The sequence below is a fragment of the Polaribacter batillariae genome, assembly GCF_017498485.1.
GTDB classification, from domain to species: domain Bacteria; phylum Bacteroidota; class Bacteroidia; order Flavobacteriales; family Flavobacteriaceae; genus Polaribacter; species Polaribacter batillariae.
In genome coordinates this window covers 1,142,433-1,157,209 of the sequence record NZ_CP071795.1, presented here as the reverse complement: position 1 = coordinate 1,157,209, position 14,777 = coordinate 1,142,433, and the positions used below count along the sequence as shown (strand labels likewise).

The 14,777-nt window shown below is 31.8% G+C and carries 11 protein-coding genes and 1 pseudogene; 10 read left to right on the top strand and 2 right to left on the bottom strand.

The features are described 5' to 3' along the window. Window positions 1–12 precede the first annotated feature (12 nt). From topA to JL193_RS05055, 7 genes and pseudogenes are all read left to right on the top strand, one after another. Window positions 13–2,522: pseudogene (gene topA, locus JL193_RS05085) on the top strand (type I DNA topoisomerase). Between the two features lie 38 nt (window positions 2,523–2,560). Beyond that, the gene (locus tag JL193_RS05080; RefSeq protein WP_207972776.1) at window positions 2,561–3,724 is read left to right on the top strand and encodes a formimidoylglutamase; all 1,164 of its coding nucleotides are present in this window, start codon (window positions 2,561–2,563) and stop codon (window positions 3,722–3,724) included. Between the two features lie 102 nt (window positions 3,725–3,826). Continuing rightward, window positions 3,827–5,200, top strand: coding sequence for a T9SS ring complex lipoprotein PorK/GldK (gene porK / locus JL193_RS05075; RefSeq protein ID WP_207972775.1), 1,374 nt, complete (start codon window positions 3,827–3,829; stop codon window positions 5,198–5,200). A 31-nt stretch (window positions 5,201–5,231) separates the two neighbouring features. Then, complete coding sequence (porL, locus tag JL193_RS05070) at window positions 5,232–5,876, top strand: type IX secretion system motor protein PorL/GldL (RefSeq protein ID WP_207972774.1); 645 nt, start codon at window positions 5,232–5,234, stop codon at window positions 5,874–5,876. Between the two features lie 45 nt (window positions 5,877–5,921). Next, window positions 5,922–7,454 carry a type IX secretion system motor protein PorM/GldM gene (gene porM, locus JL193_RS05065; protein ID WP_207972773.1) on the top strand — a complete coding sequence of 511 codons (1,533 nt, stop codon included), beginning with the start codon at window positions 5,922–5,924 and terminating at the stop codon, window positions 7,452–7,454. Window positions 7,455–7,473: 19 nt separating this feature from the next. Next, window positions 7,474–8,325, top strand: coding sequence for a type IX secretion system ring subunit PorN/GldN (porN, locus tag JL193_RS05060; protein ID WP_207972772.1), 852 nt, complete (start codon window positions 7,474–7,476; stop codon window positions 8,323–8,325). Window positions 8,326–8,623: 298 nt separating this feature from the next. Further along, on the top strand, window positions 8,624–9,679 hold the full coding sequence (locus JL193_RS05055) for an NAD(P)/FAD-dependent oxidoreductase (protein WP_207972771.1): 1,056 nt from the start codon (window positions 8,624–8,626) through the stop codon (window positions 9,677–9,679). A gap of 71 nt (window positions 9,680–9,750) precedes the next feature. On the opposite strand, the gene JL193_RS05050 is transcribed toward JL193_RS05055, so the two are convergent. Further along, a complete protein-coding gene (locus tag JL193_RS05050; RefSeq protein ID WP_243456844.1) occupies window positions 9,751–10,176 on the bottom strand; it encodes a DUF983 domain-containing protein in 426 nt (141 codons plus the stop codon). Between the two features lie 46 nt (window positions 10,177–10,222). On the opposite strand from JL193_RS05050, the gene JL193_RS05045 reads away from it, so the two are divergent. The 3 genes from JL193_RS05045 to JL193_RS05035 are packed head-to-tail and all read left to right on the top strand — an operon-like array spanning window position 10,223 to window position 13,984. Beyond that, entirely contained in the window at window positions 10,223–12,142 is a 1,920-nt protein-coding gene (locus tag JL193_RS05045) for an ABC-F family ATP-binding cassette domain-containing protein (protein WP_207972770.1), read from the top strand. Between the two features lie 52 nt (window positions 12,143–12,194). Further along, window positions 12,195–13,136 (top strand): 1-aminocyclopropane-1-carboxylate deaminase/D-cysteine desulfhydrase, encoded by a 942-nt coding sequence (locus tag JL193_RS05040; protein WP_207972769.1) that lies wholly within the window; start codon window positions 12,195–12,197, stop codon window positions 13,134–13,136. Beyond that, window positions 13,133–13,984 carry a glucosaminidase domain-containing protein gene (locus tag JL193_RS05035; RefSeq protein ID WP_207972768.1) on the top strand — a complete coding sequence of 284 codons (852 nt, stop codon included), beginning with the start codon at window positions 13,133–13,135 and terminating at the stop codon, window positions 13,982–13,984. The genes JL193_RS05040 and JL193_RS05035 overlap by 4 nt, the downstream gene beginning before the upstream one ends. A 50-nt stretch (window positions 13,985–14,034) precedes the next feature. Here JL193_RS05035 and JL193_RS05030 read toward each other — a convergent pair whose 3' ends face one another. Continuing rightward, entirely contained in the window at window positions 14,035–14,736 is a 702-nt protein-coding gene (locus JL193_RS05030; protein ID WP_207972767.1) for an SIMPL domain-containing protein, read from the bottom strand. Between the last annotated feature and the right edge of the window lie 41 nt (window positions 14,737–14,777).

Below are 14,777 nucleotides of genomic sequence, written 5' to 3'. Positions count from 1 at the left end.
AAAGAAAGATACATGGCAAAGAATTTAGTAATTGTAGAGTCACCAGCAAAAGCAAAAACAATAGAGAAATTTCTTGGAAAAGATTTTCAAGTAGAATCGAGTTATGGGCATATTGCAGACTTACCTTCCAAAGAATTAGGCATTGATGTAGATGGAGATTTTAGTCCAAAATACATTGTTTCAGAGGATAAAAAATCAGTTGTAAAAAAACTAAAATCACTCGCAAAAAAAGCAAACACTGTTTGGTTGGCAAGTGACGAAGATAGAGAAGGAGAAGCAATTGCGTGGCACTTAAAAGAGCAATTAAACTTAAAAGACGATAATACGAAACGTATCGTTTTTCATGAAATTACAAAAAATGCCATTTTAAAAGCAGTCGAAAATCCAAGAGATATCGATTATAATATGGTAAATGCACAACAAGCACGTAGAGTTTTAGACAGGCTTGTTGGTTACGAATTATCGCCAGTTTTATGGCGTAAAGTAAAAGGAGGTTTGTCTGCAGGAAGAGTACAATCTGTTGCAGTGCGCTTAATTGTAGAAAGAGAACGCAGCATTCAAGACTTTAAATCAGAAACATATTATAAAGTTGTTGCAGAATTCGCCAATAACGAAGGTAAAACCTTTAAAGCAACCATTCCAAAGAATTTCGATTCTAAAAAAGCAGCAGAAAATTTCTTAAAATCCTGTGCAAAAGCCAATTTTTCAATTGCAGATTTAACAAAAAAACCAGCAAAAAAATCTCCAGCACCACCATTTACAACATCTACCTTACAACAAGAAGCATCACGAAAATTGGGCTTTCCAGTAGGCAAAACCATGCAAGTAGCACAACGCTTGTACGAAGCCGGTTTTATTACCTATATGAGAACAGATAGTGTAAATTTATCTATAGATGCAAGAAATGCAGCAGCAGAAGAAATTAGCAATTATTACGGAAAAGAATACAGCAAACAACGTGTTTTTAAGTCGAAATCTAAAGGAGCGCAAGAAGCGCACGAAGCAATTAGACCAACAAACATGAAAATGCATACGGTCGAGACAGAATACGACCAAACAAGATTGTACGATTTAATTTGGAAAAGAACATTGGCATCACAAATGAGCGATGCACAATTAGAACGTACCAATATCAAAATAGAAAACTCAGAAAACAGTAAAATTTTTACTGCAAACGGAGAAATGATAAAGTTCGACGGTTTCTTAAAAGTATATTTAGAAGGTACTGATAATGAAGATGAAGAGCAAGCAGGAATGTTGCCAAACCTAAAAATAAACGAATCTTTAGAGTACAACTTTATCAATGCAACACAGCGTTTTACCAGTCCACCTTATCGTTTTACAGAAGCTTCTTTAGTGAAGCAATTAGAAGAATTAGGCATTGGAAGACCCTCTACGTATGCACCAACAATTTCTACAGTACAAAGAAGAGGTTATATAGAAAAAGGACAAAATGAAGGTGTAGAGAGAGCATATCAACAATTAATTTTGTCTAATGGAAATCTGGAAACACAAACCTTAACAGAAAAAACAGGTTCAGATAAAAATAAATTAGTACCTACAGATATTGGCAATATTGTAAACGACTTTTTAGTAGCTAATTTTTCAAATATTTTAGACTTTGGTTTTACAGCTAAAGTAGAAAATTCTTTTGATGATATTTCCGAAGGAAATGAAAATTGGACAGAAATGATTAAAGATTTCTATCAAAAATTTCATGATAATGTAGAAGATGTAAAAGAAAATGCAGAAAGAGAAAGTGGAGAGCGTATTTTAGGAAAACATCCAGAATCTGGAAAAACGGTTTTAGTACGATTAGGTAAATTTGGTCCCATTGCACAAATTGGAGCCCCAGAAGACGAAGAAAAACAATTTGCAAGCTTAAATACAGACCAAAATCTTGGAACCATAACTCTAGAAGAAGCACTAGAACTGTTCTTACTTCCAAAAAAGTTAGGAACCTACGAAGATGAAGAGGTAATTGTTTCTAACGGACGTTTTGGCCCTTATATTAAATTCGGAAACATGTTTGTTTCTTTAGATAAAGGCGAAAACCCAATGGAGGTAGATTTAGAAAGGGCAAAAGAATTAATTGTCGCAAAACAAAAAGCAGATGCCCCAATTTATCATTACGAAGGTTTACCAGTTCAAAAAGGAGTTGGACGTTTTGGTCCGTATATAAAATGGAACGGAATGTTTATCAATGTAAATAAAAATACGATTTTGATAACCTTTCAGACGACGATATTGTTGAGTTAATTGAAGTAAAAAAGCAAAAAGAAATCGATAAAGTAATCCATAATTGGGAAGATGTTGGTATTCGTGTAGAAAAAGCACGTTGGGGAAGGTACAATGTGCTCAAAGGAAAAATTAAAATAGAATTGCCAAAAACTACAGAAATCGAGAAACTTTCTAAAGAAGAGGCAGTTAAGATGATAGAAGCCAAAACACCAAAGAAGAAAGCTACAAAAAAGAAAACTGCGACTAAAAAAACCACCAAGAAAACCGCTAAGAAAAAATAATGATTTAGTATCTTGCGTACTTTATTTTAAAATAATTAATGGATATAGATTTTTTAACCCCTGTAAAAGAAGCTGTTGTGGCGCATTTAGTGTCACAGACTTCACCTTCTTTAGGAAATAAAATTGCCATTCATACACAAGAAAATGGTTTTCCAGACCTAGAAAATGTACAAATTGCCATTTTAGGTGTTCAAGAAGATAGAAACTCTCAAGACAACTTTGGCTGTGGAGAAGATTTACACCATATTCGTAAAAAATTGTATCAACTTTTTCCGGGCAAATGGACTACAAATATTGCCGATTTAGGAAACGTCTTAAAAGGAAATACAGTTTCAGATACCTATTTCGCTGTTTCAGAAATTATAACTTATTTGTTAAAAAGAAATATCATTCCCATTATTATTGGTGGTGGCCAGGATATTACCTATGTAAATTACAGAGCCTACGATTCTTTAGAACAAACCGTAAATTTAGCAGCAGTAGATAGTCGTTTCGATTTAGGAAATTTAGAAGACGAGCTAACTTCGCAATCGTATTTGAGTAAAATTATTATGCAAGAGCCTAATAACTTATTCAATTACACAAATATTGGATATCAAACCTATTTTAACTCACAAGACGAAATAGAACTTTTAGACACTTTGTATTTCGATACAATTCGTTTAGGAAAATCGAAAGACTTAGAAAGTATAGAACCCGCTTTTAGAAATGCAGATATTGTTTCGATAGATATTGGAGCAATTAGGCAAAGCGAAGCACCAGCAAACAACAATGCGTCTCCAAATGGATTTTATGGCGAAGAAATTTGTGCAATTGCAAGATATGCAGGCATTAGCGATAAAGTTTCTTCATTTGGTATTTACGAATACAATTCTAAGCACGACAATAACCACCAAACAGCACATTTAATAGCGCAAATAATTTGGTATTTTATCGAAGGTGTTAATTTTAGAGTAAAAGATTATCCGTTTTCAGGAAAAGAAAACTATCAAAAATTTACAGTATTGTTAGAAGATGACGATCCTATAACTTTCTACAAAAGTAACAAATCTGGTAGATGGTGGTTAGAGATAAATATTTTATCAGATAATAAATACAAAAGACATGCGTTAATACCATGTACATATAAAGATTATCAGGATGCTACAAAGCAAATTATACCAGAAAAATGGTATAAAGCAATGAGAAAACTGGTGTCGTAAAAAAATATTGAAAAGTAATACGTTAAAATACAATTAGAACATTGTTTATTAACAAAAAAAATAATAGGTTTACGAACTTTTTAGTAAAGATATATTTAGAATATGAAGAAAGCAGCAATATTTGCACTCTTAATAACAGTAATTTACAGTTGTGGCTCTAATGATAGAGGAGAATTGGTAGGTGTAAAAGCTAAGAAAAAATGGTTTTCAGAAAAACCATATGGTATGGCATTAATACCAGGAGGTTCTTTTACAATGGGAAAACAAGACCAAGATATTATTGGTACCATGAATTCGCCAACAAAAACAGTAACAGTTAGACCTTATTATATGGACGAGACTGAAATTACAAATAGCGAATACAAAGAGTTTGTTTATTGGGTTAGAGATTCTATCGTAAGAACAAGATTAGGGTATCAAGCAGAGTTTGCTGCACTGAGCTCTACACCAGATCCTAATGGAGCATTGCCTTCTGGAGGTATTCACGATTACGCATTTGCAACTGCAGATACAACAAATGCAACTCCTTATCAAAAATACATGTACGACAACTATTGGAGTTTAGGAGACGGAATCGACTCTATAAAACCTTTAAATTGGGAAAAAGAATTGATTTGGAAAACAGAAGAATATCCAGATGTAGATTATGTAGAGGTTATGGATTCTCTTTACATTAGTAGAGAAGAAGCCGTAGATGGAATTAGAACCTTTAATACAAAATTTTTAAAATATAGATACTCTTGGTTCGATCGAGACAATGCAGCAAGAAAAGGAGGAAATAGAAAAGATTTTGTTCAAACAGAAGTTTTAAATATTTACCCAGATACAACAGTTTGGGTAAAAGATTTTAATTATTCTTATAACGATCCAATGCATCAAGATTATTTTTACCATCAATCTTATGGAGATTATCCTGTTGTTGGTGTCACTTGGGGGCAAGCAAATGCATTTTGTAATTGGAGAACAAAAAAGAAAAACGATTACTTAAGAACCAGAAAAAACGTAACGCAAGTACCAGATTTTAGATTACCTACAGAAGCAGAATGGGAGTATGCAGCACGTGGAGGCTTAGAATTTGCAACATATCCATGGGGTACAGGAAGTACAACAAGCGATAGAGGTTGCTTTTTAGCAAACTTTAAACCCGTAAGAGGAAATTATGCAGTAGATGGTGCTTTATATACTATGGAAGCAAAATCTTTTAATGCAAACGATTACGGTTTGTACAACATGGCAGGTAATGTATCTGAATGGACAAACAGTGCTTACAACTTATCTTCTTACTACATGGCCTCAACAATGAACCCGAATGTAGAAGATAGAAAAAATAAAAGAAAAATTGTACGCGGAGGTTCTTGGAAAGACGTAGCATATTTCTTGGAAGTATCTTCTAGAGATTACGAATATGCAGACACTGCAAGAAGCTACATTGGTTTTAGAACCGTACAAAATTACATAGGAACTACAAACAAATAATACAAAAAACCCCTAAAAATTAAAAAAAATTATGGCACAATCAAGAACTTACAAAAGAACAATGAATTTCGTTTACGGAATGGGAGCAGCAGTAGTAATTATTGGAGCTTTATTTAAAATACAACACTTTTCTATAGGCCCTTTAACAGGAGGAGTAATGTTAACAATTGGTCTATTAGTAGAAGCAGCAGTATTTGCAGTCTCTGCTTTTGATGCCCCAGAAGACGATTTAGATTGGTCTAAAGTATATCCAGAATTAGCAGATGAAGGCTTGTCTTCAGAAAAAGAGCAGAAAAAATTAGGAGCAGAGGGCATGCTATCTCAAAAATTAGACAATTTATTACAAGAAGCAAAAATAGACTCTAGCTTAATGGAAAGCTTAGGAAATAGCATGAAAAACTTTCAAAATGCCGCAGAAGGTTTATCTGCAGCATCTGGTTCTGTAGCTTCAACCAACAAGTATAACGAAGAAATGTCTAAGGCAGCACTTCAAATGGAGTCTTTAAACAACTTATATAAAATTCAAGTAGAAAATTCTAGCAAACAAACAGAATTAAATACAGAAGTCGTACGAAATACAGAACGATTAAAAGAACAAATGGATGCTTTGGCTAAAAACATGTCTTCTTTAAATGGAGTGTATGGAGGAATGCTTTCGGCAATGTCAACAAAATAATAATTAGTTAAAACGAAATGTATAACAACTTAAAAACTAATTAGAATGGCAGGAGGAAAAATGTCCGCAAGGCAAAAGATGATTAACTTAATGTATCTTGTATTTATTGCAATGTTAGCAATGAATATGAGTAAAGAAGTACTATCGGCTTTTGGTTTTATGAACGAAAAATTAGTAGAAAATAATATTTCTACGACAGAGAAAAATGCTTTAGCATACGCTAATTTAGCAACAAAAGCATCAGAACAACCAGCAAAATTTGGACCTTTAAAAGCGAAAGCAGATAAAATTAAAGATTACTCATCAGATTTTTATTCTTATTTAGACGAATTAAAAACTAAAATGATTTCTGAAATTGAGGATAAAGATAATTATGAAGAAATGGATAAAACAGACTGGCTAGATGCTTATTTCTTTAAAGGAGATGGTTACACAGCGGAAGGACAGGAGTTTTTAGATAAAATGAATGCTTATAGAAATAACCTAATTACCGTTTTAGGAAAAGATAGTAAGTTTGCTCCAATTATTAACGAAAGATTTAATACAAATCCTGTTATAAATAGTAAAACAGAACAAGAAGTACCTTTTTTAAAAGCTCGTTATGAAGGATTTCCTATGGTAGCTTCATTAACTAACTTTACACAAATTCAGGCAGATATTAAAAATACCGAAAGCGATATTATTTCAGATTTATTAGGGGGCCAATTAGAAAGTGAAGTTTCTATGTCTAACTATAATGGAATTGTTCAATTAGATAAAAATGCTTTTTATCCTGGAGATAAAGTTACTGGTTCTGTAGTTTTAGGTAGGTACGATCCTAACCTAAAACCAAGTAGAGTCGAATTAAATGGTAGTAAATACGATAACTTTAAAGATGGTAGCGTAGTTTTAGATTTAAGAGCTGGTAGTGTTGGAGAAAAAGATATTAAAGGGACTATCTATTTTATGGAAAATGGAGAAGAGGTTCCTGTTCCTTTTAAAAGCACATATTCTGTAATATCTAAACCAAATGCTCCTGTAGTTTCTGCAGATAAAATGAATGTAGTCTATAGAGGTTTGCAAAACCCTATTTCTATTTCATTACCTGGAGTTCCAGACAAAGATATCAAAGCAAGTGCACCTGGCTTAAGAAAAACAGGAGCTGGTAAATATATGATGAGCCCACAAGGAGGAAAAACCGTAAAAATAAATGTAAATGCAAAATTAGCAGATGGTAACTCTATTAATACAAGTTCAGAGTTTAGAATAAAAGATATTCCTGCTGCAATGGGTACCGTAAGAAATCAATTCGGAACTGTAAGAATGCCTAAATCTGGTCTAGCAAATACACCAATTGGCGCAGGTTTACCAGACTTCTTATTCGATTTAGATTTAAGGGTAACAAGCTTTAAAGTTAAGGTTCCTGGTCAACTAGCAATAATTGTTAATGGAACTGTATTTAATGCAGCAGCTAAAAAAGCCTTAGCTAAAGCAAGAAGAGGTGATATGATTAATATTTTTGATATTAAAGCAGAAATTAAGAATAACTCTTACAAATTAAAAAAAGTATTACCCGTTAATATCGAGTTAACAAACTAGAATAAAATAATAGATAAAGATGAAAAATTTTATAATACTATTTTTTACCCTTTTAACAACAGGTTTGGTAAGTGCGCAAGCAAACTTATTAAATGCAAAATCTGTAGATCAAATAGGTGTAAAAAGCGAGCAACAATTAGCTGCAGATAACGATGGTCCATTACCTTATGGGTATGTAGATGATAGAGATGTGCTGTGGTCGAAAGTTGTTTGGGAATTTATAGATTTAAATCAAAAAATAAATTTACCATATTATTTTCCAATAGATACAACCAACATTTCTACAGATAGAAGATCTTTGTTTGATACTTTAATTAAAGGAATTCGGCAAGGAAAAATCAAAGAAGCATATTCCGATTCTTTTTTTACTTCTAGAATGACACCAGAAGAAATAAATTCTCGTTTGGTAAACGTTCGTGAAGAAAATGGATATACAGATACCTATAGAATTCAATCACAAGATATTGGAGGCTATATGATAAAAGGCATGTGGTATTTCGACAAACGACAAGGAGAACTAAAATACCGTTTATTAGCACTCGCACCAATGGGTAAAGATGTACAAACTTTAGGCGTTCAAGAAATAGAAGACGAAGAATTGTACGAATTATTCTGGATTTTCTTTCCTTCCGCAAGAGACGTTTTACACGACGCAAAAGTTTTTAATCCACAAAATGCTTCACACCCTATTTCATTCGATCACTTATTAAACGCAAGAAGATTTAGCTCGGTAATTGTGCGTGAAGAGAATATTTATGGAAATAGAAGCATAGAAGACTATGTGCGCGGAAACTCATTATTTCAGCTTTTAGAAGCGAACAAGATTAAAGAAGATATTAGAAACAAAGAAATGGATATGTGGAATTACTAAATTCATTTTAACAATAATAATATGATAAAACGTTTGCGAAAGCAAGCGTTTTTTATTTGAAGCTATTTACTACTTGTAGTTTATCTTGAACGAATTCGAAAGACACTCGCTTTTTTTTATGCTGTATCTATTTTAGTACCTCCACTTTTTAAAAAAGTAATTTCATAATTATAACAGATACCGAGTCGAGTTCAGCATAAAAAAAGAGCTCAAACAAATGCTACAATCAGGGCTAAGCATACCAGTAATTTTCGTTCAATTACTATAATTTTTAGCATAACTTAACTACTTTTGGCATATGAAAGTAGATTACATAATTGTAGGTTTAGGTTTGGCAGGATTGGCTTTTGCAGAGGAGTTAATAACTGCAAAAAAAACTTTTATTGTTTTCGAAAATGCCTCGCAAACATCATCTTTAGTCGCTGGTGGAGTGTACAACCCTGTTATTTTAAAAAGGTTTTCTCCAGTTTGGAAAGCCAAAGAACAATTGGCAGTAGCACTTCCATTTTACGAAAGATTAGAAAAAAAATTTAATACAAAGTTCGATACAAAACTTGTCATTAAAAAAGTATTCAAATCAATAGAAGATCAAAACAACTGGTTTGCAGCTTTAGATAAACCCAATGTGGCTCCATTTTTAGATAAGAAATTAGATAAAAAAAACTATTTAGGAGTTGTTGGAGAACAACACTTTGGAAATGTAAAAGAAGGAGGGAGAATAGACACTCTAAAATTAGTAGAAACTTACAGAAACTATTTAAAAGAAAACCATTCGATTCGTTTCGAAAAATTTAACTACAAAGAAATTGTTTTCGACCAAAATTTGGTAAAATATCAAGATTTAGAAACAAACACCATTGTATTTGCAGAAGGTTTTGGCATTAAAGAAAATCCATATTTTAAATATTTACCATTAAAAGAAGCAAAAGGCGAGTTAATTACCATACATGCACCAGAATTAAAGATCGATTTTTTACTAAAATCAACACTATTTGTAATGCCTTTAGGAGACAATTATTATAAGGTTGGTGCAACTTTTAACCATGCAGACAAAACGTCTAAACCATCGAAAGAAGGAAAACAAGAATTGGTAGAAAAGTTACAGAAAGTAATTTCTGTTCCCTATAAAATTGTAGATCACACAGCAGGCATTAGACCTACTGTAAAAGATAGAAGACCAATGGTTGGTGTACATCCAAAATTTAAAAACTTAGCAGTTTTAAATGGCTTAGGAACACGTGGAGTTATGATTGCCCCAACAGTGGCAAAGAACTTATTTCATCATTTAACCAATAATAAAAAGTTAGATAATGAAATAGATATTAAAAGATTTAAGAAAGATTTTTTATTCTAAGTTAATCACTTTTTTAAGATAATAATCCTTTTTTTACGACTATTCGTAAATCTTCTTTCTTTTCTGCAATTTTACTCTTGTGGTTTTTGTTTCTGGGAGAATTTTTTATAACCCACAAACATATTTATCCAAAGAATTCGAGACAAACGTAAATTTACAGGAGCCAAAACAACTAACGCCACAATAATTACAATAAAAGATTGTAATAAAGTAAAACCGAAAAGTAATTTCGAAATTAAAAAAACAATAATAGAAAGTGCAACTGTAATGCCATAATTTACGTACATAGCACCATAAAAAAAAGAAGGCTCCATCATATATTTTAAATTACAACTAGGGCAGTTACTATGCAATTGCGTAATTTTAGAAGGGTTAAAGGTAAATTTATATCTAAAGAAATCTCCTTCATGGCATCTTGGACATTTCCCTTTTACAATACTGTAGATTTTTGTTCCTTTTTTAAACATCTGAACCTTAAAAATTATATACTTTTGCAAAGGTAAATTTTTTACAACTTTAATTCGGTAACAATCATTACATTTCATGCTAAACGTTCATAATTTAACAGTTTCTTTTATGGGAACTGATTTGTTTTCAGGAATTACATTTAAACTCAACAAAGGCGATAGGGTGGGTTTAATTGGTAAGAATGGAGCTGGAAAATCTACGCTTTTAAAAGTACTTTCTAAAGATATAGAAACAAGTGGGGGCACCATGGCTTTCGACAAAGACATTCGTATTGGTTTTTTACGCCAAGATATCGATTTTGTAGAAGGAAGAACCATTTTAGAAGAAGCATACCAAGCTTTTGAAGAAATAAAAGCCATAGAATTAGAACTTGAAGAAATTAACGAGCAACTAGCCACAAGAATAGATTACGAAAGCGAAGGTTACACACAGTTAATACACGATTTAACCGATAAAACAGAACGTTACGAGTTGTTAGGAGGTTATAATTACCAAGGAGATACAGAGAAAATTTTGCAAGGTCTAGGTTTTCAAAGAGAAGATTTCGATAAATTAACAGACACTTTTTCTGGAGGCTGGAGAATGCGAATCGAGTTGGCAAAATTGTTGCTCCAGAACAACGATATTTTATTATTAGATGAGCCAACAAACCATTTAGATATCGAATCTATTATTTGGTTAGAAAACTTTTTAAAATCTTACACAGGCGCCATTGTATTGGTTTCTCACGATAAAATGTTTTTAGACAATGTAACCAATAGAACTATTGAAATTTCTTTAGGGCAAATTTACGATTATAAAAAACCATATTCCGAATTTTTACTATTAAGAGGCGAAATTAAAGAAAAACAGTTGCAAGCCCAAAAGAACCAAGAGAAAGAAATCAAACAAAAACAACACTTAATAAACAAATTTAAAGCAAAAGCGAGCAAAGCTTCTATGGCACAATCTTTAATGAAGCAATTAGATAAAGTCGAATTAATTGAGGTAGATCAAGATGATAACCAAGCCATGAATGTTCGTTTTGCAGTTTCAAAAGAACCAGGAAAAATTATTGTAGAAGCAGAAAATTTGTCGAAAAGTTATGGAGATAAAAAAGTTTTAGAAGGTGTAAATTTATTAATTGAAAGAAATAGTAAAATCGCATTTGTGGGGCAAAACGGACAAGGAAAATCTACTTTGGCAAAAATGCTGGTAGGAGAAATTCCTTTCGAAGGACGTTTAAAACTTGGGCATAATGTAGAGGTAGGATATTTTGCCCAAAATCAATCTGAACATTTGCCACCAGAAAAAACCGTCTTAGAAATTATGGAAGACGCTGCAACAGATACCAATAGAATGCGAGTTAGAGACATGCTAGGTGCTTTCTTATTTGGTGGAGATGCTGTCGATAAAAAAGCAAAAGTACTTTCTGGAGGAGAAAGAAATCGTTTGGCATTGTGCAAATTATTACTCTTACCATTTAATGTGTTAATAATGGACGAGCCCACAAACCACTTAGACATTGCTTCGAAAACCGTTTTAAAAGAGGCCTTAAATAATTTCGACGGAACTTTAATAGTAGTTTCTCATGATAGAGAGTTTTTACAAGGGTTAACCACAACAGTTTATGGTTTTAAAGACAAAGAAATTAAAGAATATTTAGGCGATATCGATTATTTCTTAGAGCAACACAAAATGGAAAGTTTGCGAGAAGCAGAAAAGAAAACCGTTGTAAAAGTGGCTAAAGATACTTCTAAGAAAGAAGCACAGCAATTTTCTAGAGAACAAGAAAAAGAATTAAAAAAACTAAACAATAAGCTTTCTAATATAGAAACAGAAATTGCAGACTTAGAAAAAGAAATCGAAAAAATAGATTTAGAATTGGCTAATAATTACGACGAAGTTGCTGCAAGACCCAATTTTTTCGAAACATACAAAGCTAAAAAAGCAAAAGTAGATGCCTTAATGGAAGAATGGGAAAAAGTAGAAGATCAGGTTTCTAATTTTTCTTAAAATAAAATAAAAACCTTACCAGTTTTTAAAATTGGTAAGGTTTTTTTTAAATATGGACTTCAACAAACAAATAATTTCCGAAAACCAACAAATTCATCTTCCCATTCTCGAAGAAAAAAAAGTAGCCCTTTTTATCAAAAGAGAAGATGTTATTCATCCTTTTGTTTCTGGAAATAAGTTTCGAAAACTAAAATACAATTTAGCGGAAGCTAAAAAACTAAAGAAAAAAGCACTTTTAACTTTTGGAGGTGCCTTTTCGAATCATATTGTTGCTACTGCAGTTGCCGGTAAATTAGCAGGTTTTAAAACTTTTGGTATAATTCGAGGAGAAGAATTGGGTAAAAACCTCAAAAAAACCTTAGAAGAAAACCCAACTTTAAGACAGGCACACAAAAACGGAATGAAATTTAATTTTGTTTCCAGAGAAGTTTACAGACAAAAAGATTCTTTCGGTTTTATCGAAAAAATGAAAAATAAATGGGGCGATTTTTACTTGGTGCCAGAAGGGGGCACAAATTGTTTGGCAGTAGAAGGTTGTAAAGAAATTTTAACAGAAGAAGATGCTAATTTCAATTATATTTGTGTGGCTGTTGGTACAGGTGGTACCATTGCAGGTGTAATTAAATCTCGAAAAAAGAAACAGAGAATAATTGGTTTTTCTGCATTAAAAGGAAATTTTCTTGTTGAAGAGGTTAAAAAATACACAATTAAAAATGATAATTGGTCGTTAAATAACGAATATCATTTTGGCGGATATGCAAAATACAACGAAGAATTAATCGATTTTATAAATAATTTTTCGAAACAAACCCATATTTTGTTAGACCCTATTTACACAGGTAAAATGATGTTCGGAATTTTAAATTTAATCGAAAAAGAGTATTTTCCGGAAAATAGTAAAATACTAGCAATTCATACAGGAGGAATCCAAGGAATAGAGGGTTTTAATCAGAAATTAAAAAAGAAGAATCAGCAAATTATTAATTATTTATGAAGTTAAAAATTTTACTTGGGTGTGTATTTTTATTGTTACTTGCTAGCTGTGGTTCTAAGAAAAAGGTAATTAACAAGAAAAATCCTGGAGTTGTAATTATCGAACCAGAACCTGTAGAATTACCTTCTGTAAACGAAGTAAAGCTTACCAAAAAAATAGCCAAGAAAAACCCGAAATTAAATAAACATACGTTAGCTTACATTCGAAAATATGCTCGAATTGCCGTAAAAGAAATGCACGAATATAAAATTCCTGCAAGTATTACTTTGGCCCAGGGAATTTTAGAATCCGGAAAAGGAAGAAGCGAATTAGCGCTAAAATCTAACAATCATTTTGGCATAAAATGCCATACACAATGGAAAGGCGAACGCGTTTATCACGATGATGATGAAAAAGGAGAATGCTTTCGAAAATACGTATATCCAGAGACTTCTTACAACGACCATTCTTTATTTTTAACCCAAAGAAAACGCTATGCATTTCTATTTAATTATAAAATAACAGACTATAAAAAATGGGCTTATGGTTTGCGGAAAGCAGGGTATGCAACAGACAGAAAATATCCTGCAAAATTGCTAAAAATTATAAAAGACTATAAATTATATGAGTTCGATAAGGTTAAAAAAGAAGAATTTTCCGAAGAAATTAAAGAATTAAATGATGGAGAAGCTTTCGAGAAACCAATTGTAATTGAAAAAGCAGCAGGAAAATATTACACCGTAAAAAAAGGAGACACTTTATATTCTATTTCAAGAAAATTTAATATTTCGGTAGCAGATTTAAAAGAAATTAATAACCTGGCAGACAATGTTATTTCTATAAATCAAAAATTATTGATTGAGAAATAATACATAATTTCTGGTTGAATGCTGTCGAAATCAAAATAAGAAATTCTTATTTATTTGATTTCGAACTTTATATAAACAGACGTTTTTAAAACCATTTTCTCAAACTGAACAATCGATTTGTTACTTCTAAATTTAGAAATTCCAGAACCTGCTCCATAGCCCAAAACATTGATATGATTTGCAGCCACAAAATTAGGATTATGGGTTTCAATTTCGTTAATTTTAATCGGTTTTCCTACCTTTTCGTTGATAGCAGATAACAGATATGTTGCTTTGGCTTTTGCGGCTTTTATTGCTTCAATTCTATTTTCTTTTTTCAATGCTACAATTTTAGAATGTGTCGCTTTTGTAATATTTACATTGGTTATTTTAAGCGCTTCAAAACACTCGAAAAGTTGTTTTAATTTCTTGGGATTTTTTACCTTTAAGTGATACTTTGCAGTAGAAAGAATTTCTTTCGAAAACCAACCCGTTTTCGATAAAACCGAATTTATATCAGAAATAAATAGATTGTTTTCTGGAATGCCAATGTTTTTTAACTCTTGTTTTAATTGATTTTCTAGGCGTTCTAACTTTATTTTATTTCCTTTTTGCATTCTTTCCTTCAAAAAAATATCTAAGTAAATTTCATCGGGTATTATTTCTTTTTCTGAAGTGCCAACAACTTCTATAAAAGATTTTTCTTGTGTAAAATTTTGACTGTAAGTAACAGATGCCAATAAAAAAAATACGAATAGTTGGTAATATTTCATGCTATTATTTTTTAAGAGGGCATAAAATTAAAGTCAACTTT

Bases quoted from the DNA above. Each gene is read 5' to 3' on its own strand.
- JL193_RS05035 (WP_207972768.1), top strand. From the start codon at position 13,133: ATGAAGTTAAAAATTTTACTTGGGTGTGTATTTTTATTGTTACTTGCT.
- JL193_RS05040 (WP_207972769.1), top strand. From the start codon at position 12,195: ATGGACTTCAACAAACAAATAATTTCCGAAAACCAACAAATTCATCTT.
- porN (WP_207972772.1), top strand. From the start codon at position 7,474: ATGAAAAATTTTATAATACTATTTTTTACCCTTTTAACAACAGGTTTG.
- JL193_RS05055 (WP_207972771.1), top strand. From the start codon at position 8,624: ATGAAAGTAGATTACATAATTGTAGGTTTAGGTTTGGCAGGATTGGCT.
- porK (WP_207972775.1), top strand. From the start codon at position 3,827: ATGAAGAAAGCAGCAATATTTGCACTCTTAATAACAGTAATTTACAGT.
- JL193_RS05045 (WP_207972770.1), top strand. From the start codon at position 10,223: ATGCTAAACGTTCATAATTTAACAGTTTCTTTTATGGGAACTGATTTG.
- JL193_RS05030 (WP_207972767.1), bottom strand. From the start codon at position 14,736: ATGAAATATTACCAACTATTCGTATTTTTTTTATTGGCATCTGTTACT.
- JL193_RS05080 (WP_207972776.1), top strand. From the start codon at position 2,561: ATGGATATAGATTTTTTAACCCCTGTAAAAGAAGCTGTTGTGGCGCAT.
- porL (WP_207972774.1), top strand. From the start codon at position 5,232: ATGGCACAATCAAGAACTTACAAAAGAACAATGAATTTCGTTTACGGA.
- porM (WP_207972773.1), top strand. From the start codon at position 5,922: ATGGCAGGAGGAAAAATGTCCGCAAGGCAAAAGATGATTAACTTAATG.